The 18,753-nt window shown below is 67.2% G+C and carries 14 protein-coding genes; 9 read left to right on the plus strand and 5 right to left on the minus strand.

Annotation, left to right across the window (positions count from 1 at the left end):
- Positions 1 to 51 precede the first annotated feature (51 nt).
- Entirely contained in the window at positions 52 to 432 is a 381-nt protein-coding gene (locus N8J89_RS41310; protein WP_283662280.1) for a peptidase inhibitor family I36 protein, read from the minus strand.
- Positions 433 to 517: 85 nt separating this feature from the next.
- Positions 518 to 3,322: a hypothetical protein gene (locus N8J89_RS41315; RefSeq protein WP_283662281.1), complete on the minus strand. Its 2,805-nt coding sequence runs from the start codon at positions 3,320 to 3,322 to the stop codon at positions 518 to 520.
- Between the two features lie 1,189 nt (positions 3,323 to 4,511).
- On the opposite strand from N8J89_RS41315, the gene N8J89_RS41320 reads away from it, so the two are divergent.
- The 3 genes from N8J89_RS41320 (at position 4,512) to N8J89_RS41330 (ending at position 10,575) form a co-directional block, all read left to right on the plus strand.
- The gene (locus tag N8J89_RS41320) at positions 4,512 to 8,459 is read left to right on the plus strand and encodes an SGNH/GDSL hydrolase family protein (protein ID WP_283662282.1); all 3,948 of its coding nucleotides are present in this window, start codon (positions 4,512 to 4,514) and stop codon (positions 8,457 to 8,459) included.
- A gap of 80 nt (positions 8,460 to 8,539) precedes the next feature.
- Positions 8,540 to 8,908 (plus strand): hypothetical protein, encoded by a 369-nt coding sequence (locus tag N8J89_RS41325; RefSeq protein WP_283662283.1) that lies wholly within the window; start codon positions 8,540 to 8,542, stop codon positions 8,906 to 8,908.
- A 128-nt stretch (positions 8,909 to 9,036) separates the two neighbouring features.
- A complete protein-coding gene (locus N8J89_RS41330) occupies positions 9,037 to 10,575 on the plus strand; it encodes a glycosyltransferase family 87 protein (RefSeq protein ID WP_283666379.1) in 1,539 nt (512 codons plus the stop codon).
- Here N8J89_RS41330 and N8J89_RS41335 read toward each other — a convergent pair.
- The 3 genes from N8J89_RS41335 to N8J89_RS41345 are packed head-to-tail and all read right to left on the minus strand — an operon-like array spanning position 10,556 to position 13,950.
- On the minus strand, positions 10,556 to 11,782 hold the full coding sequence (locus N8J89_RS41335) for an SGNH/GDSL hydrolase family protein (protein WP_283662284.1): 1,227 nt from the start codon (positions 11,780 to 11,782) through the stop codon (positions 10,556 to 10,558). The two genes, N8J89_RS41330 and N8J89_RS41335, sit on opposite strands and share 20 nt — an antisense overlap.
- Before the next feature lie 45 nt (positions 11,783 to 11,827).
- Positions 11,828 to 13,183 carry a glycosyltransferase family 87 protein gene (locus N8J89_RS41340; RefSeq protein WP_349497432.1) on the minus strand — a complete coding sequence of 452 codons (1,356 nt, stop codon included), beginning with the start codon at positions 13,181 to 13,183 and terminating at the stop codon, positions 11,828 to 11,830.
- Positions 13,180 to 13,950, minus strand: a complete 771-nt coding sequence (locus tag N8J89_RS41345; protein ID WP_252483610.1) for a deoxyribonuclease IV — start codon at positions 13,948 to 13,950, stop codon at positions 13,180 to 13,182. The genes N8J89_RS41340 and N8J89_RS41345 overlap by 4 nt, the downstream gene beginning before the upstream one ends.
- A gap of 153 nt (positions 13,951 to 14,103) precedes the next feature.
- On the opposite strand from N8J89_RS41345, the gene N8J89_RS41350 reads away from it, so the two are divergent.
- From N8J89_RS41350 to dnaB, 6 genes are all read left to right on the plus strand, one after another.
- On the plus strand, positions 14,104 to 15,066 hold the full coding sequence (locus N8J89_RS41350; protein WP_283662285.1) for a hypothetical protein: 963 nt from the start codon (positions 14,104 to 14,106) through the stop codon (positions 15,064 to 15,066).
- 146 nt (positions 15,067 to 15,212) lie between these two features.
- Positions 15,213 to 15,560, plus strand: a complete 348-nt coding sequence (gene rpsF, locus N8J89_RS41355; protein WP_283662286.1) for a 30S ribosomal protein S6 — start codon at positions 15,213 to 15,215, stop codon at positions 15,558 to 15,560.
- A gap of 20 nt (positions 15,561 to 15,580) precedes the next feature.
- Positions 15,581 to 16,084, plus strand: a complete 504-nt coding sequence (locus N8J89_RS41360) for a single-stranded DNA-binding protein (protein WP_283662287.1) — start codon at positions 15,581 to 15,583, stop codon at positions 16,082 to 16,084.
- Between the two features lie 81 nt (positions 16,085 to 16,165).
- The gene (gene rpsR, locus N8J89_RS41365; RefSeq protein ID WP_086781836.1) at positions 16,166 to 16,405 is read left to right on the plus strand and encodes a 30S ribosomal protein S18; all 240 of its coding nucleotides are present in this window, start codon (positions 16,166 to 16,168) and stop codon (positions 16,403 to 16,405) included.
- A 27-nt stretch (positions 16,406 to 16,432) separates the two neighbouring features.
- Complete coding sequence (gene rplI / locus N8J89_RS41370; protein ID WP_252483606.1) at positions 16,433 to 16,885, plus strand: 50S ribosomal protein L9; 453 nt, start codon at positions 16,433 to 16,435, stop codon at positions 16,883 to 16,885.
- 472 nt (positions 16,886 to 17,357) lie between these two features.
- Positions 17,358 to 18,731: a replicative DNA helicase gene (gene dnaB / locus N8J89_RS41375; protein ID WP_283662288.1), complete on the plus strand. Its 1,374-nt coding sequence runs from the start codon at positions 17,358 to 17,360 to the stop codon at positions 18,729 to 18,731.
- The last annotated feature ends 22 nt before the right edge of the window (positions 18,732 to 18,753 follow it).

Raw genomic sequence — 18,753 nt, forward strand, 5'->3', positions numbered from 1 at the left:
GGGCGGAGCCGCTGAGAGGCGGCTCCGCCGTCGGATCTGACCGGGATCAGCTCAGCAACGCACCCACTGGTGGGAACTCGCCTTGTCGTTGTGTTCGTCGCCTACCCAGTCCGACTTCATGTGATCGCCGTATGCCTCCCACATGCGGACGCTGTAGTTGGCGTGCATGAAGGAGACCAGGCAACGGATAGGACCAGTCCCGTTGTTCGTCCACGAACTGGCCATGTCGTTGCAGGAGAATCCGTTGAGGCTCGTCTGGCCGAGGTAGTTCGGCACGGAGCCCTTCCAGACGCAGGCTTCGCCGTTGTAGTCCCTGTGTTCATGGATGCAGTAGGTTCCCGTGATGATGCAGCGAGCCTCAGCCGGGGCGGGCGGCAACGCGAAGAACCCGAAACTCACCAGCATCAATGCGATTGCCAGAAATCTTTTCACCGTCACTCCTTCGTTCCACTTCCCGGCGGCCGGAAACCACCGAAGATGAGGGGCAGCGGACAGTCGGCTGCTCAAGCCGATTCACCTACACAGGTTCGAAGGCCAGCGCATCGAAGGCGACGTCCGCCGTGCCATTCGCACCGGCGACAAGATTGCTCAGCACCACGTTGGCACCGGTGTAGAGGGTGAACTCCCCCAGATCAAGCCAAGAATTGGTGCCGTTGGCCCGTTGCTCGAAGGTTACCGACCGCTGCCCCTGATGAGTCGCCTTGTCGTCGACACCGAGATTGATCACGTATGTCACACGCTCATCGGCACCGTGCGTCGGCACATGTGCCCGAATCTTGTACTTCTTCCCCTTGGGCGCATAGGGCAGATCGGGAGTCCAGGCGCCCACGACCTCGAACGGACGATTGATTGGAATGTTGCCCGGGTCCTTGGCGCTGTCCCGGCTGTGCGTGAACCACATGTGTCCCATGTAGCCCGCCCCGAAGGAGTGCAAGTCAATCTGGGAGAAGTAGGCGGTGGGGCTCAACCCACCGCCAGTGCGAAGCACGAACTTCCCCCCTCTTGGCGCGCCGGCACAACCTCGGACGTTGACACTGGAGTCCGGGATGTCATCTACCACGATCGTTCCGGGAGGCCCGAGCGGTGCACAGTTCGGCTGGTACTGCGGTGTCATGGCCGGCTCAGCCGATCCGGCCCCGTACGTGAGCACCTCGGTCGCGCAGTGCCTTTCGCAATCCGTCCAGTTGGGTTTTCCGTACCACCAGCAGGCCGAACTCTCCGCAGGACACGGGTTGACCAGGTTGTTCGGATCGCAGTTGTTCACGTTCGGCGCGCAGAACTGGGTGTGCACCGGATCCGCAATCGCCGGATTGGGACCGCTCATCCCGAGCCGGGGCTTGGGATATGAAGGTTTGCCGAAGTAGGTCAGCTGCGGCCGTTCCGCCCAGCCCATGATCTTCTCCGGGTAGGGCCACTTCGAGGGCTTCTCCGCATCCGCGTAACTGGCCCGGAGGAACAGGACCCGATCAGCTGGGTACCGCGGGTTGGCCGGGTTGTTGAACCAGCCCACGCCCCAGTGTCCGGAGCCCTGCGGGTAGAAGCCGCTGTTGTAAGTCCATACGGCGAGGAACCAATTCTCCACGTAGGCGGCGCCGCCGTTGTTGGGCACCATGCCCGCGTTGGCCAGTTCGTTCCACTTGTGCACCAGTGTCTGGAGGCCGGCAGCGATGTTCGCCGCGTAGTCGATGCCGATCGCCGCCTGCTGCACCGCGGTGAACTTCGTCTGTCCGACACGCATTCCATCAGTCATCTGACTGATCCCGTACCCGCAGTCGGCGTCCTGGTAGTGGATGAAAGTCGGCACGTCCTTGTTGCCGTAGTAGTCACCAACCAGCGGATTACCGCCATCGCCTGGCCGTGCGTGCCAGGTCGCCTGCCGGAAGTTGGACTCCTGGGCGAGCACGGCGAGGAACACCTGAGCGGGCACCTGGCCGCCGCCGACCAGAGGTGGCAGCGGGAACAGTCCCTGTGGGGTGTAGGCGGGAAGGCCGCTCTTGAGGTAGTTGGCGGGGCGCTGCACGGTCAACTGCCCCTTCACCGCCTGGTTGACCGCCCACTCCACCATCGGCGCGGTGGGCTGGAGCACCTGCCTCTTGAGATCGTTGCGGAGCACCGCACAGGTAGGAGTGCTGATGCTGGTGGGTGGGTCGACCCGTTCGCCGGCCGCCCCAGGGACTGGGCGTGCCGGTTGGAGGGTCACGTCGAGGCGCGGCGCTGATGTGACCCTGAACGTACCGCTGCTGTGCTGCCGACTGCTGGTCGCTTGAACGGACACCCGGATGTCACTGCTGTCCGGCGGCGCGGTCGCGCTCGTGTGCAGAGCCACCGTCCGGTCGGCGACCAGCTCGGTCGCGACGAGGTGCCCGTCACCCGAGACGGCGGCCACGGGCCGATCGCCGTCCATACCGATCAGGTCCGGTGTTCTGGCGATGCCCTGCACCGCTCCGACAAGCGCGTTTCTCCCGCCGCGCAACGGAAAGAGCTGCAGCCTGCCGACCGGCGCGTCGCCGAGCCTGGTCAGCTGACCATTACCGAGCCGATGAGCCACCGTCCGGTCTCCGTGTACGGTGAGCAGGTCAATCGCACCGGAGGCGGTAGCCGAGGTGGACAGCGGTCGGCCCCCGGTTCTGGCCACTTCGCTCAGTGCGCCTGAGTCAGCGACCCGAACCAGCGCTGGACCCCGCATCGCGTGCAGTTCGCCACTGGCGACTACCGGCGCGGTCACCTGGGCTTTCACCCGGATCGACTTGGTGATCCTTCCCGTTATCGCATCCACCCTCAACAAATCGGTCTGCTGCTCGTCGGCACCGATCGACCGGGTCAGAACCACCTCATCACCGGGCCCACAGGCAGGCGAGAAGTAGTTCAGCGCGACGTCCGTGGCCAATTGCCGAGCCTGACCCGTTGAGGTGTCCACAACCGCCGCATACGCGCCAGACTGCAGCACTTCCTGACGGTTGGCCGAGGACGACGAGGCGTACACGGCCACCGCATATCGTCCTGAGCCAGTGACGCAGCTGTATCCGGTCCATGGGCTGCCGCTCGAAGCAGACCCAGCCAAAGTAGCCAGAGTCGCCCATTTGAAGGCGTCTTTTTCCTTCGCGATGAACAGGTGAAAGCCTGAGGTCGTCCCGGCACCGGTCACCAACGAGTCGGCTGAAGTCCGCCAGTTCGGACCGAGCTGCTGATCGGGCCGATCGAGTTGAGCCTGCGTTGGCGCGGCCGCAGGACCACCCGCAGCTGGTGATGCCGCGACGGCGGTACCACCGATCAACGACAGGATCGTGACGCTTGCTACAGAAAGTCTTCGCACGCTCAGCAATTCCTCTCCTGACCTCAAGCGGAAACTAATGCCAGCCAGTGCACGAGAACAAACCTTCCGAGCCGCTTGGCAAACCGGTTTGATCGTGGTCCTGAGGCTCCTGCCTACCGTCCTCTGGAATCGACCAACAGGACCGAATCGAGTCGTTCCAGGTCACCATAGGAGTCCAGTTAGGACCCGCCTGAATGGTTGTCCAGTATCTTTTTGTCACACCGCCGAATTGCGGCTGATGATAGACCGTCAGGAACATCCTGTAGGTAACCGGGTCAAGCCTGTCGTACTCCGCCCAAGCCGCCTGACAGGACGGGGAGTAGTAGACGTCACCTACAAACAAGAATCTTTTATCAGCAACGCATCCCATTTGCCTGGGATCTTTTCCGGTACACGAGTCCCCTCGACAGCCCGGCGCAGCGACAGCCTGATCGCGCCCAGATTCCGACAACTGAGATGCCGACGCAGGAAATCCGAGTGAAAGCACGAAAATCCCGGACAGCACGAACAGAAAAATTCTTCGCAGTTTCCTGCTCATCCAACCTCCGTAGAAAACAACCAACCAGCAGCAATGGCGCTTACCCGGCTCGAACTTCAGGGCCGGTCAGATCTGCAAACCCCGCTCAAGCGAAGGCACGCCCACTGAGTAGCTCATGCCGAACTCTATTGAGCGCCCAGCGTGAGAATTCTGGCTCAGCCGTCAAAATCACAGCATGACGGCATGCCGGAACACATTGACGGCGCAACGCGCTGATCGCGAGCTCAACGCTCGAAGACCGCTACACCTGCTTCGACCACCGGAATAGAGCCCGCAACAAGGCTCGACAAAGAACGTTCGAAGACAGGAATGATGATATCGCCCCTCCCCCGCACCCCCGTGCTTCATGATCGCCTTTTCAGGCGTCATGACCCCTGATCGGACCCTAGGACCTAGGTCACGAAACTGTCAACTACTCCATTCGAGCGTCAGGATTGTCGATCATGATGGAGTGATCTGCATCACGTAGCAAATCGGGTGGATGCCATCTCTGCCAAGCTGCGTCAGCTCGGGTTTCACCCGAGGCAAACAGGGGGCTCCACTTACACAATCACACTCCGTAATGGCTCCTCCATACGGAGGAATAGTGCTGCTCGAAAACAGCCGAATTGGGGAGGATTTGTGCTGTCAAACTGGCTAAGAAGGTCGCTCTACGCGACTATGCCAATCCTGCTGCTGGCATCGTCAGCGCAGGTAGCTGACGCCCGGCCGCTAGCGGTTCCGACCACGTCCTCCGCTTCGCCTCACGTTGCCAAGCAAGCCCGCGAGGTCGCGCCCGGTCGCCGAAACGAACTGCTCGGAGGTGGCTGGCAGCAGTCCGCCGATCGCGCATGGACGCTGGCAGGCGATGCGGACGGCTTGCACATCATGGTGGCCGAGGCCCGTGCCGGTTACGCATGGCGGACGGCGGCATCCCTGTCCGAGCCTGGCTTCGACACCGATCGGTGGCTGGGGAACGGCTGTGTCACCAGCTCAGGCAGGCGCCTGGTCGTGGTCTACGCTCCGCGGGCTTTCACCAACAAGGCGGAGCTGTTTGATCGCGGTGGATTCACCGCGATCGTGGACCTGGAGTCCGGCCAGGTGCGGAAGCTGCCACTACTGGCATCCCTCGCCTACTACAACCCGGGTTGCGGCGCAGGCGAGACCGCGGTGCTCACCCAGGACGGCACGGAGCACAGCGGAAAGATCCGGTTGCTCCAGGTCGATGCTGCCCAGGGCGTGCTGAGCAAACCTGTGGACGTGCCGGGTCAGCTGACCTCGCCAGTGCCGACCAAGGACGGCATCGTGGCCGCGGACCGCGATGGCCTCGTCCGCGTGCTGCCGGACGGAAAACGGATGTTGTTGGCTCGCTCCGCTTCGACGCCTTTCCGCGTTCGTTCGGACGCTGAGGGTGGCGTGGTCTTCATGGACCGCGAGGGAGACAGGGCATTCGTTCGCCGGGCAGTTCCTGTTCCTGTTCCTGGACGTTCAGTGGGCCGCACCCGAACGGAAACCCTCGCGAGCGGACCGTTGACCGAACTTGGCCTGACTGGTTCCGCGGATGGCTCGGTGTTCATCACCGGCCGGACGGACACCGTCGCTCCGCTGCCCCGTGCGGTCCGTGTGTTGGCGGAGGCCAAGGACACAACGGTCTCCACGCTGGGCAAGCTCGCTCTGACCGGGATTGGCCGGACCGGCGGCGTCGACCCACGTTCGACGGAAGCGGTGGCCGTGACCGGTGAAATCCGGATCGAGGCCAAGGTTCAGGCGACGGGGAAGAGTCTGGAGTTCGCCGTGGACCCGGCCGATTCGGCTGGGCCGGACGCCGCCGGCAGGTCTCCTCATCCCAAACTCGCCAGCAGCACGCCGTTGCAGTCCCGCGCGACTGGTGATCCGGCCAACCCGGTCGAGGAGGAACGGTTCTGTTCGGTGCCGCGCAACGACGTCGCCAACCAGGCCATGCAGCCCAAACCACGGCAGGTGGAGTGGGCGGCGAACCAGGCCGTGCGTAATAGCCTGCACGTGCTGCGCCCTGCCAACTGGAAGAACCTCGGCATGCCCGCCTACACCCCGCAGGGCCTGTTCCCGCCGATCTCACTGGACGGTGGCGGCAACGTGCCAGCCCAGGTCTTCCTCGGCATCCTCGCCCAGGAGTCCAATCTCTGGCAGGCCGGGCGTTCCGCACTGCCCGGCGTGACGGCCAACCCGTTGATCGGCAACTTCCACGGCCGCGACATCTACAACAAGAAGCCCAACGGCGAGCCGCTCACCGAGGATGACTGGGACATCGTCTGGGAAAGAGCGGACTGTGGCTATGGGGTCGCACAGGTCACTGACGGCATGCGGTTGAAGGGCAAGGAGAAGCGGGGCGAGACCGCGTTGCCGTACGCGCAACAGCGCGCCGTCGCGCTCGACTTCGCGGCCAATATCGCGGCCGGTCTGCGGATCCTGCAGGACAAGTGGAACCAGACCCGACGAGCCGGAATGATCATTCACGAGGGCGAGCCCCAGTACCTTGAGAACTGGTTCTTCGCGATCTGGGCCTACAACTCGGGCCTCCACCCTGACCGTGGCGACGGAAGCCCCTGGGGCGTCGGCTGGGGCAACAACCCGGTCAACCCGAAGTACCCCGCCAACCGCTCGCCCTTCCTGGAGAACGGTTACGACGATGCCCGGGTGCCGAACCTGTGGCCGTACCAGGAGAAGGTGCTTGGCTGGGCTGGACATCCCATCGAATCGGTCGAGTCTCCCGGCAAACTGATCGCCGGTTACCGCCAGGCATGGTGGGCGGGCGGTCCCACGGCGGGTGTGGCCAACCGGAAGGCGGTCAAGCCTCCGGTCAACCTCTTCTGTGACGACTCGAACTGGTGCAAGCCGGGCCAGAAGTTCACTCCGGATGACCCAGGGGAGCCCGGCGATCCGGACAGCAATGTTCGAGGCGAGCTTGCCGGCCCCTGCGCGCACAAGAGCATCCGGGACAAGTACGACCTGAAGTGCTGGTACCACAAGCCAGCCAGCTGGAAGACCGACTGCGCCTCGGAGTGCGGCAACGAACTGCTGCGGTTCGATCCTGGCTACGCCTATCAGGAGGACGGCAACAGCTACCCACCTGTCTGCGACCGACGAGGTCTCCCTGAGAACGCCGCCATTGTCGATGACGTCCCGCACACCACGCCCAGCGTACGAAGTGACTGCGACTCAACTGCGTGGAAGAGCGAGGGCAGCTTCGCACTCGAGTTCGCCGGGGACGGCAAGGGGATGTATCCGTCCAAAGTGGACCTCCACCAGATCGGCGCCGGCTTCGGCGGCCACTTCTGGTTCGGCCACACCAGGAAGCCCACCGATGAGGGCGGCAAGCTGCGGGTGTCCGGAACCTGGACACTGAACCGGCCGCTGCACAAGTGGGCTCGCGTGCTGATCCACCTTCCCGACCACGGGGCGCACACCCAGCAGGCGAAATATCTGATCGACCAAGGCAACGGCCGGTTCGACCATGCCCGATACCTCTCCCAGGGAGTGCTCGCCAACCGGTGGGTCTCGGCAGGCGTCTACAAGTTCGACGGCGTGCCCAGGGTGCGACTGAGCACCGAGACCAAGGACGGCTACGGCGAGGAGGACATCGCCTTCGACGCCATCGCCTTCCAGGAGATGGACGAGAAACCGCAGCACATCGTGGCGAGCATCGGCGACTCCTACACCTCCGGTGAAGGCGCGGGTGACTACTCGGCGGAGTCCGACGCGAACCACGGCAAGCCGCGTTGGGCTGCGTGTCGGCGCAGCGCCAACGCCTGGCCACGCAAGTTGATGTTGCCGCGTGTGTCCACCAGTCTCGGCGCTCTCTCTGATGGCTTCAGCACGCAGGCGGAACTCGGCTTCGTCGCCTGCTCCGGAGCCCGGACTGAGAACGTGTACAGCTTCGAGCCGGGTTCCTGGACCAATCCGGCTCAGTACGAACGCGGTGAAGGGCAGTTCCGCGAGTTCCCGCAGACCGAATCCGGAGTGCTCACCAAGCATACGACCCTGGTGACACTGAGCATTGGCGGCAACGATCGAGACGCGTTCACGAATGCGCTCGTCGAGTGTTCCTACCCGGTTCCCGACTGCAGCAAGGACGAGACGTTCTTACCCAGGTACAAAGCACTCATCGACAGCGTCGGCCCACAGATCGAGAAGATCGTCCGAGATGTGCGTCAAAAGGCAGAGAACGCGAAGATCCTCCTGGTTGGCTATCCAGAGATATTCAGTCGTACCGTCAAGTGCTCCGGCACGCTGTGGTTCGACGGGGGCGAGACCGCGGCACTTGCCAGCCTGGCCGCCCACCTGGCCAGCGTGCAGTCCGACCTGGTCAACAGGTTGTCCAGCCAGGACGGTATCCCGATCGGGTTCACCAGTCCGGTCAACGAGTTCGTCGGCCACGGAGCCTGTGATGATCCTGAATGGATCAACAAGTTCGTCCTCGGACCGAACGGCAACGGGGACTTCCATTCCGGAGACAAGCCGACGAAACTGTGCATCCCGTTCAGCGGCGGGGCGTGCCTGAGCCGGGAAAGCTTCCACCCGAAGCGGGATGGAACCTCGGCATACGCTCGGGTGGTACAAGCGGCGTTGCCGCGGATCGGATACCTCTGACCTTGAACAGTTCCGGTCGGAACAACTCCACCCGGGGAGCCAAGCGGCTCCTCGGGTGGACCTTCGCGGTAGCAGCCGTCGTGCTGCTACCCGTGCTGTGGTTCGTGCTCTCCGTCCGCTCCGCATCTCAGGAGGGATCGGATGAAGGGCTTGCCGATGCCAGGGACACCGCCAAGCGAACCGCGCAACGCCTCGCGTCCGCGGCTTCCGACGGCGAGCTGACCGATGCGGAAATTGAAGGACCAAGACCACGGCCTGGCGGCGTGTTGCTCTCGACCGTGCGCAACGGAGCCGAAGCCAACGTCATCTTCCGTATTCACGGGGTTGGCCACGGACCGCTCGGCGGCCGGGGCGCCGAACTGTGCTTCGACTTCCACGTCCGCCCGGTGCCGGGTGGCACGGCGAAGGTGGAGATCAAAGAGCTACCCACGTGCCAGCTGGCTCGCTAGCTGCGGGTCTGTCACGGCCCGACCGTCGAACCCGTAGCATCCGCCAGGTGTCCCATGCATCGGAGCAGCCCGAGCCGCAGGCCACCGTCGGCGACCGGAGCGAAGCGCCGCCCGCGCCGCCCAAGCGGATCGCGGACACCGAGTCGCTGACCCCGCGCGAGCGCGAGGTGGCCACCTGGTCGGAGCCGTTGGCGCGGCAGGCCAGCAGGCCGGTTGGCGGGATGCTGGGACGGCACGCGGTGATCGGGCGGCACTGGTTCTGGACGCCGTTGCGGGTCGTGCTGCTGCTGGCCACGCTGACCCTGGCGCTGGCGTACACGGCCAAGGCGCCGTGTGTGCAGGAGTACGTGGACGACCAGGGTGTCACCCAGCTGGACTGGCGGGACTCCCGGCAGTACGTGGCGATGTGCTACTCCGACACCGTTCCGCTCTACACCGCCGAGCGGCTGGACAAGGGGCTGTTCCCGTACAAGACCTCCTGGGTGGAGGACAACGGGCAGGTGCGCTACATGGAGTACCCGGTGATCTCCGGGTTGTTCCAGTGGTTCAACGCCCAGCTCGCGCACGGCTGGGTGGCCATCGCCAACAGCGGCTGGCTGCCCAGCGCCATGGCGGTGATCGTCTACTTCAACTTCAGCTCGCTGTGGCTGGCGCTGGCCTGGCTGGTCACCATCTGGGCCACCTTCAAGCTCACCGGGCGGCGGCCGTGGGACACCGCCATCGCCGCGGTCTCGCTGCTGGTGGTGGTGCACGCCTTCACCAACTTCGACACCCTGGCCACCGGCTTCGCCGCGGTGGCGCTGCTGGCCTGGGCGCGCAACCGGCCGGGGCTGGCCGGGGTGCTGCTGGGGCTGGGCGCGGCGGCGAAGCTGTACCCGCTGTTCTTCCTCGGGCCGCTGCTCGTGCTGTGCCTGAGATCGGGGCGGATGGGGCACTGGTGGCGGACCACCTGGACCGCGGCGCTGGCCTGGGGCGCGGTGAACGCGCCGATCTTCTACCTCTACCCGGACGGCTGGCGGGAGTTCTTCCGGCTCAACTCCGAGCGCGGGGTGGACCCGGACAGCCTCTACAACGTGGTGCAGTACTTCACCGGCTGGAGCGGCTTCGACGGCCCGCTGCCGGCCGGCGCCACCCCGACCGTGCTGAACACGGTCACCGCGGTGCTGTTCCTGCTGTGCTGCGCGGGCATCGGCTGGGTGGCGCTGTCCGCGCCGCGGCGGCCGAGGGTGGCGCAGCTGGCCTTCCTGGTGGTGGCGGCGTTCCTGCTGACCAACAAGGTGTGGAGCCCGCAGTACTCGCTGTGGCTGGTGCCGCTGGCCGTGCTCGCGCTGCCGCGCTGGCGGCTGCTGCTGGCCTGGATGGCGGTGGACGCGCTGGTGTGGGCGCCCCGGATGTACTTCTACCTCGGCCCGGACAACAAGGGCCTGCCGCAGGACTGGTTCCTGGGCGCGGTGGTCATCCGGGACATCTTCGTGGTCCTGCTGTGCGTGCTGGTGCTGCGCGAGATCTACCGGCCCGCGCTGGACCGGGTGCGCGCCTTCGGCGTGGACGATCCGGCAGGCGGTCCGCTGGACGGCGCGCCGGATGCGTTCGTGCTCGGGCCTGCCCGCACCGCGCGGAAGCGGCGCGAGCAGGCCGAGGCCGCGGCTACAGCGATGACAGGTTGACCGCGTTCGCCATCGCCTTGAACCCGGCGTCGCCGGGGTGCAGGTGGTCGCCCTGGTCGTACTCGGGCTTGATCCGCTGCGGGTCCTGCGGGTCCCGGATGGTGGCGTCGAAGTCGATCAGGCCGTCGTAGTCGGTGTTGTTGCGGATGTAGCGGTTGACCGCCTGCCGGGTGGCCTCCAGCTGTTCGCTGTAGGAGTACCAGCCCTTGAACGGGGTGATGGTCGCGCCGAGCACCCGCAGCCCACGGTCCTTGGCCCGCTGCGCGATCTGCTTGAGCGCGGCGATGATCCGGTTCGGGTCGGTCTGGTGCGGCGTCTGCTGGATGTCGTTGATGCCCTCGAACACGATCACCGTGCGGGCGCCGGTGGCGGCCAGCACGTCCCGGTCCAGCCTGGCCAGCGCGTTCACCCCGGAGCTGCCGCCGTCCAGCAGCAGCCGGTTGCCGCTGATCCCGGCATTGAGCACGCCCAGCCGCAGGTGCGCGGGACCGGCCTTCATCCGGTCCGCGAGCTGGTCCGGCCAGCGCAGGTTGGCGCCCCAGGTGGAGTTCGCGCCGTCGGTGATCGAGTCGCCCAGGGCCACCACGCTGCCGCGCACGCCCGGCGCGCGCACGTCCACGCCGGAGACGTAGTGCCACTGCCGGGTCTGCTCGGTGAACGCCGACCCCGACTCCGCGGCGGCGTGGTTGCCGTTGCGGGTGAAGTAGGAGTTCTGCATGGTCAGCGAGTGGTAGGTGACCGGGCCGGAGGGGTTCGGGGTGAAGGTGGTGACCAGCAGGTTGGCATCCGGCGGCACGGTCAGCGCGACCGGGTCGCTGAGCACGTCAGCGAACGGCGGCGCGGTGATCTCCCGCTCGCCGCCGAAGGTCAGCGTGCGCATGGTGCCGGGCACCGCGTTCGGGGTGTCCGCGCCCGCCGCCAGCGCGACCGTGACCTGCCCGAACAGCACCGGCGCGCGGCCGAAGGCGTTGGACAGCCGGATCCGGACCTGGGCGCCGCCGATGCTGGTGTGCACGATGTTGCGGATCGAGTAGTTGGGGTAGCCGGACTCGGTGTTGGGCACCGCGGCCGAGGGTGCGGCCGCCCAGGTGCCGACCCAGTTGCCCGGTGGCGCGGGCGCCTGCTGCTCACCGACGGCCTGGCCGCCCGAGGACAGCAACGCGACCACTCCCAGCGCGACCAGCCAGCGCTTACCGTTCGACACCATCCGCGAGCCTCCTAGAGCCACCTAGACGGGACTCATCCGACCTAATCAGCGGCTTGAGAGCGGGGCCATCCGCCGATCCGCCGATTCCGGCTCGAAGGTCATCCGACTGCCCGGCAGCACCAGGAACAGGCCGAGCAGCAGCGCGACCTTGCCCCAGACCCCGATCATCACCGCCTGCGCGGGCAGGCTGTCGTAGATCGACATGGGCAGCTGGAACTCGATCGCGTGGTACCAGAGGAACACGCCGGTGCCCAGGGCCAGGTCGGCCACGGTGTAGGCCAGCACCCAGCCCCAGGGCACCGCCAGCAGCACGAAGAAGGGCAGCAGCCACAGCGTGTACTGCGGCGAGTGCACCTTGTGCAGCAACAGGAACCCGCACAGCATCGCGCCGGAGACGCCGATCCACGGGTACTCGCCGGTGCCGGTCCAGCGCAGCCAGCCGACCAGGCAGGCCAGCAGGAAGGCCAGGCAGATCAGGGTCGGCGAGAGCCAGCTGACCAGCTGCTGGAAGTCGGTGTTGGCCGGGTCGGAGGCCGGGCGGAAGGCCCAGAACCAGATCGAGTTGGCGGTGATGTCGACCTTGCGCTCCTGCTGGAAGACGAAGGAGGCCCGCCAGCCCTCAAAACCCAGCACCGCGAACGGCAGGTTCACCAGCGCCACGGTGACCACGGTGGCGGCCAGCACCCGCAGCGCGCCGGCGATGTCCCAGCGCCGCCCCTCCGGCAGCCAGCGGCCGTCCGGCCCGCCGGTGAGCACGTACAGCGCCAGCGGCAGCGCGAAGAATCCCGGGTACAGCTTCAGCGCCGCGCCGAGGCCGAGCAGCACCCCGGCCACCACGGCCCGCTCCACCAGCGGCCTGCTCGCGCCCTCCCTGCCCCAGCCCCGGTGCACCGCGTACACCGCGCCGACCGCGCAGGCCACCGCGGGCAGGTCCCAGTTGTGGAAGGCGTGCAGCACCAGGCCGGGGGCCAGCGCCCAGATCAGCGCGCGCCAGCCGGACAGCCTGCCCAGCAGCCAGGCGATGAGCAGGCCGAAGGGGGCCAGCAGCAGGCTGGAGTAGAAGAGGAAGTCGGCGTCGTTGTTCGCGAGGACCGCTCCTGCCCAGATCAGCAGGCCGGTGAGCACCGGGTACTCCACCGAGCCGCCGGTCAGCTGGCCCTGCTCGTCGAGGCCGCCGCCCAGGTAGGGGAAGACGTGCTGGTCCACGTCCCGGCCCAGCCACAGGTGCTGCACGTCGGAGTAGCAGAGGTCGCCGTGCCGGTTGGCGTACTCCGGCGCGCTGCGGCCCCACTGGTCGAACTCAGGGCCGGCGCAGCGCGCCTTGTTCGCGTAGCCGCCGAGCAGCAGCAGTCCGCACAGCAGGACCAGCGCGGCGAGCGCGGTCCTGCCGAAGCGGGTCACGCGGGTAGCTGGGCACGCAGGTAGGCGATGTCGCCGGCCTGCCCGTCGCCTGGTGTCTCCACTACCACCGGCGCCTGCGCGGTGTTGACCACCGCGGCCAGCACGGCCGGGTCGATGGTGCCGGTGCCGATGTTGGCGTGCCGGTCCCGCGCGGAGCCGAACTCGTCCCTGGAGTTGTTCAGGTGCACCAGGTCGATCCGGCCGGTGATCCCCTTGACCCGCTCCACGATGCCGACCAGGTCCTCGCCCGCGGCGTGCGCGTGGCAGGTGTCCAGGCAGAAGCCCGCGCCGAACTCGCCGACGGCGTCCCACAGCCTGGCCAGCATGTCGAACTTGCGGGCCATCGCGTTGTCGCCGCCCGCGGTGTTCTCGATCAGCACCGGCACCGCGAACCCGCCTGCTTCGGCCTGCCGCTCGAACAGCTTGCGCCAGTTCGCGATGCCGTCAGCCGGGTCATCGCCCTTGGTCACGTGCCCGCCGTGCACCACCAGGCCGAGCGCGCCGGAAGCCTTGGCCGCCTCGGCCTGCTGCACCACCGACTTGCGCGAGGGGATGCGGATCCGGTTGTTCAGCGACGCCACGTTGATCACGTACGGCGAGTGCACGAAGACCGAGATCCCGGCCTCCCGCAGGGCCTCGGCCTGCGGGTGCGGCTTGGGTGACTCCCAGCTCTGCGGGTTGGACAGGAAGAACTGGACGACCTCGGCGCCGCGGTCCTGCGCCGAGCCGAGCGGGTTGTCGTCGGCGACGTGTGCCCCGATGCGCATGCCGAGAGCGTAGTGGGCGCCCCTGACGGCCACGCCCCGAGTGGAGTCTTGTGTGTCATTCCGTCATGGATTGGAGTGGCAACCGTCACTTAGTCGTCCTACCGTCGTTGGACCCAGAGACGTTACCGGTCGGTACGCACCGGAGGGATCGGCATGCTCGCTCGACTCGCACGGCTTTCCGTGGCTTCCACCCTGCTCGCGCTGGTGAGCCTGGTGGGATTCGCCGGTTCGGCGGCGGCCGCGGAACCGATCGTGATCGGCGACTGCTCGGCCACCGTCCAGGGCAAACCGGGCCAGCCGATCCAGCTCAGCGCGGGTGCGGTGGCCGCGCCGGTGGTCGAGGTGGTCAAGCGGGTGCCGCTGCTCGGGCCGCCGCTGGCCGGCGCGGTGGACAAGGCGGTGCGCGCGCTGCCGCCGATCCCGATCGGCGCGGTGCCCGACGGCAAGGGCGGGTTCATCACCGGCGGCCAGATCGCCAACGGGGTGGTGGACGCGCTGCGCAGGATCCCGCTGCTCGGGCCGATCCTCGGTGAGGTGGTCAAGGGCGTGCAGCAGGTGCTCAGCGGCGGCTGCGGGGTGACCGTCAAGACGCTGAACACCGCGGTCGCGCCGATCCAGGACGGGGCCAAGAACCTGCCTGGCGGCGGCTCGACCACGCCGAAGCCCCCGCCCGGCACCACCAACCCCGGTCAGCCGGGACCCGGCAAGCCCGGCACCGGCACCCCGCCGCCCGGCAGCACCAATCCGGGCACCCCCGCTCCCGGCACGCTCGGCTCGGGCACACCGATCCCGGACTTCCAGCTGCCGCGCCTCGAAGGCGGCGGCCTCTACGACTACGGCCGGGTGCCGCTCTACGACTACTCGGGGCTGCCGGTGGCCACGCCGGGCGGACTCGGCGCGCTGGCGCCGGGCGAGCGTTACGGGCAGGCATCGCCCGGCTCTCCTGGGGCCTACGGGCTGCCGGAGGGCGACGGGGTGGCCTCGGCCGGTCAGGCCCGCGCGCTGCCGGTCGACGGCGCCGGCCGGGTGGCCGCTCCGGTGCTGGTCGCGGTGCTGATGCTGGCCATGGTGACCGCCGCGCTGGTGCGTACCTGGGTACTTCGGCGGACGGTCTGATCACCGATTGGGAGCAACGGGCAGTGGGCGGAGACCTGCTCGTCAGGGTCGACCATGACTCTGTTAGCCTGCACGGGTTGCTGACGCGACGACCCTCCTGCCACGGAACGTCCGTGGCCGATTAGTCCACAGGAGGTGAGGTCTACGTGCGTCACTATGAACTGATGGTCATCCTGGACCCCAACGTGGATGAGCGCACCGTCGCTCCCACGCTGGACACTTTCCTCAACGTCATCCGCACTTCGGGCGGGAACGTGGAGAAGGTCGATGTCTGGGGCAAGCGCCGGTTGTCGTTCGAGATCAACAAGTCCCCTGAGGGGATTTACGCGGTCATCGACATCAACAGCACGCCGGACGCGGTCAAGGAGCTCGACCGCCAGCTGGGCCTGCAGGACACCGTCCTGCGCACCAAGGTCCTGCGCCGCGACCCCGCCAAGTTCGCCAAGGCCGCCGCGAAGGCTGCTGCCAAGGCGTCCAAGGGCCCCAAGGCCTGACGGCGGGAGAGCGCTGAATCATGGCTGGTGAGACGGTAATCACGGTGGTCGGGAACCTGACCGCCGATCCGGAACTGCGCTTCACCCAGTCCGGCGCGGCCGTGGCGAGCTTCACCATCGCCTCCACGCCCCGCACGCTCGACCGCGCCAGCGGCGAGTGGAAGGACGGCGAAGCGCTGTTCCTGCGGTGCAGCATCTGGCGCCAGGCGGCGGAGAACGTCGCCGAGTCCCTGACCCGCGGTATGCGCGTGGTCGCCCAGGGACGCCTGCGCCAGCGCTCCTTCGACACGAAGGAAGGCGAGAAGCGCACCGTCATCGAGCTGGAGGTCGACGAGATCGGCCCCTCGCTGCGCTACGCCACGGCCAAGGTCAACCGCGCCAGTCGCGGTGGCGGCGGTGGTGGCGGCGGCGGTGGGTACGGCTCCTCCGGCGGCAGCAGCGCGCCCGCGGACGACCCGTGGGGCTCCGCGCCGCCTGCCAGCTCCGGTGGCGGTGGCGGCTTCAACGACGAGCCGCCGTTCTGATCCGGCTGCCTCGCCAGCGCTCCTGCTCCGCACCCCTCGAGACTCCGAACACGACCACGTCCAGCTCCAGGAGGACGACACATGGCTAAGCCGCCTGTGCGCAAGCCGAAGAAGAAGGTCTGCGCGTTCTGCAAGGACAAGACCGCGCACCTGATCGACTACAAGGACACCGCGCTGCTCCGGAAGTTCATCTCCGACCGCGGCAAGATCCGTGCCCGCCGGGTCACCGGCAACTGCTCCCAGCACCAGCGGGACGTCGCCATCGCGGTGAAGAACTCGCGCGAGATGGCGCTGCTGCCCTACACCTCGACCGCTCGCTGACCAAGAGACCATAGAGAGGAGTTGGCGATGAAGCTCATTCTCACCGCTGACGTGACCGGCCTCGGTGGTCCTGGTGACATCGTCGAGGTGAAGGACGGCTACGGCCGCAACTTCCTGCTCCCCCGCGGCCTGGCCATCGTGGCCACCAAGGGCGCGGAGAAGCAGGTGCAGACCATCCGCAGGGCGCAGGAGGGTCGCAAGATCCGCGACCTGGACCACGCCAAGGAGGTCAAGGCCACGCTCGACGGCCTGGGCTCCGTGCAGCTGACCGGCCGCGCCGCGGCCGGTGGCGGCAAGCTGTTCGGCTCGGTCACCACCGCGGACATCGTGGCCGCGATCAAGGCCGCTGGTGGGCCGGCGCTGGACAAGCGCTCGGTCGAGACCTCCGGCCACATCAAGACCACCGGCAAGCACACCGTCGCGGTGCGCCTGCACCCGGAGGTCACCGCCAACGTCAACCTCGTGGTTGCCGCAGGCTGAGCACGCTCTGCTCGACATCGAGCACAGGCGCCGCCCGAACGGGGCTACTCCATCCGGGAGGCGCCTGTGCTCGTTTGTCTCAGCGTCACAGCACGTTTTGTCGGTTGTGACACCCGGCCCGCGACACGCCGTAAACGCGGTTATACGCGACACGCCGGGCCGAGTTCCGGTTAGTTTTTCCACATCGCACACACAGGCCCTGACCAGCGGGCTTTGATTTTTCCTCGCAGGTTCTCCCCAAGTTGTCCACAGGGCACGGGACGCTTGTGGCCAGCTGTGCACAACCATCCACAGGCTGCCCACAGGTCGATCCACAGGCTGGTTTGCCTGCTCCAGACGGGGGACCTAGCGTCGCGACTGCGCGCCCGCGGTGACGACCGGGCCGGACCGAGCTCCTCGGGCCGGCGGCCGTCTTGTCAGGGGTCGCGAGCAGAATCCTGGTGGGCTCGAGCTTTGGTGGAGGTGCACGACCGTGGCCGTGGTGGACGACCGTGACTTCAGGGGCGGCGACTCCTCCGGCGGCTTCGAGCGGCAACCACCGCAGGACCTCGCGGCCGAGCAGTCGGTGCTGGGCGGCATGCTGCTGTCCAAGGACGCCATCGCCGACGTGGTCGAGGTGGTCCGCCCGAACGACTTCTACCGGCCCGCGCACCAGTCGGTCTACGAGTGCATCCTCGACCTCTACACCAGGGGCGAGCCCGCCGACGCGATCACCGTCTCGGCCGAGCTGGAGCGCAGGGGCGAGCTGCTGCGGGTCGGCGGCGCGCCGTACATGCACACCCTGATCGCCACCGTGCCCACCGCGGCCAACGCGGGCTACTACGCCGAGATCGTGGCGGAGAAGGCGGTGCTGCGGCGGCTGATCGAGGCCGGCACCAAGATCGTCCAGCTGGGCCACCACGGAGCGGAGGGCTCCGACGTGACCGAGGTGGTGGACCGGGCCCAGGCGGCCATCTACGAGGTCACCGAGCGGCGCACCACCGAGGACTACGTGGCGCTGGAGGACCTGCTCCAGCCGACCATGGACGAGATCGACGCGATCGCCAGCCGCGGCGGCAACGCGCTGGGCGTGCCCACCGGCTTCATGGACCTGGACGCGCTGACCAACGGCCTGCACCCGGGCCAGATGATCATCGTCGCGGCCCGTCCCGGCGTCGGCAAGTCCACCCTCGGCCTGGACTTCGCCCGCTCCTGCTCGATCAAGCACGGCATGTCCAGCGTCATCTTCTCGCTGGAAATGAGCAAGACCGAGATCGTCATGCGCATGCTCTCCGCCGAGGCCAGGATCCGGCTGGCGGACATGCGCGGTGGCCGGATGACCGACGACGACTGGACCCGGCTGGCCAGGCGGATGAGCGAGATCAGCGAGGCGCCGCTGTTCATCGACGACTCGCCGAACATGACCATGATGGAGATCAGGGCCAAGGCCAGGCGGCTCAAGCAGCGGCACGACCTCAAGCTGATCGTGCTGGACTACATGCAGCTGATGACCTCCGGCAAGAAGGTCGAGTCCCGGCAGCAGGAAGTCTCCGAGTTCTCCCGAAACCTCAAGCTGCTGGCCAAGGAGCTGGAGGTGCCGCTGGTCGCGATGAGCCAGCTGAACCGAGGCCCGGAACAGCGCACCGACAAGCGCCCGATGCTCTCCGACCTCCGCGAGTCCGGCTCCCTGGAGCAGGACGCCGACATGGTGATGCTGATCCACCGCCCGGACGCCTGGGAACGCGACGACCCGCGTGCGGGCGAGGCCGACCTGATCATCGCCAAGCACCGAGCGGGCCCCACCGCGACCATCGTGGTCGCCCACCAGCTGCACTACAGCCGCTTCACCGACCTGGCCCAGGGCTGACGGGCGTCTTTGCCGGACCGCG

The organism is Crossiella sp. CA-258035 (assembly GCF_030064675.1).
Taxonomy (GTDB): Bacteria; Actinomycetota; Actinomycetes; order Mycobacteriales; family Pseudonocardiaceae; genus Crossiella.

What these genes read in the sequence shown, in the direction of transcription:
- N8J89_RS41320 (WP_283662282.1), top strand. Translation starts at nt 4,512, where the DNA reads ATGCCAATCCTGCTGCTGGCATCGTCAGCGCAGGTAGCTGACGCCCGG.
- N8J89_RS41335 (WP_283662284.1), bottom strand. Translation starts at nt 11,782, where the DNA reads ATGGTGTCGAACGGTAAGCGCTGGCTGGTCGCGCTGGGAGTGGTCGCG.
- N8J89_RS41345 (WP_252483610.1), bottom strand. Translation starts at nt 13,950, where the DNA reads ATGCGCATCGGGGCACACGTCGCCGACGACAACCCGCTCGGCTCGGCG.
- N8J89_RS41350 (WP_283662285.1), top strand. Translation starts at nt 14,104, where the DNA reads ATGCTCGCTCGACTCGCACGGCTTTCCGTGGCTTCCACCCTGCTCGCG.
- N8J89_RS41360 (WP_283662287.1), top strand. Translation starts at nt 15,581, where the DNA reads ATGGCTGGTGAGACGGTAATCACGGTGGTCGGGAACCTGACCGCCGAT.
- rpsR (WP_086781836.1), top strand. Translation starts at nt 16,166, where the DNA reads ATGGCTAAGCCGCCTGTGCGCAAGCCGAAGAAGAAGGTCTGCGCGTTC.
- rplI (WP_252483606.1), top strand. Translation starts at nt 16,433, where the DNA reads ATGAAGCTCATTCTCACCGCTGACGTGACCGGCCTCGGTGGTCCTGGT.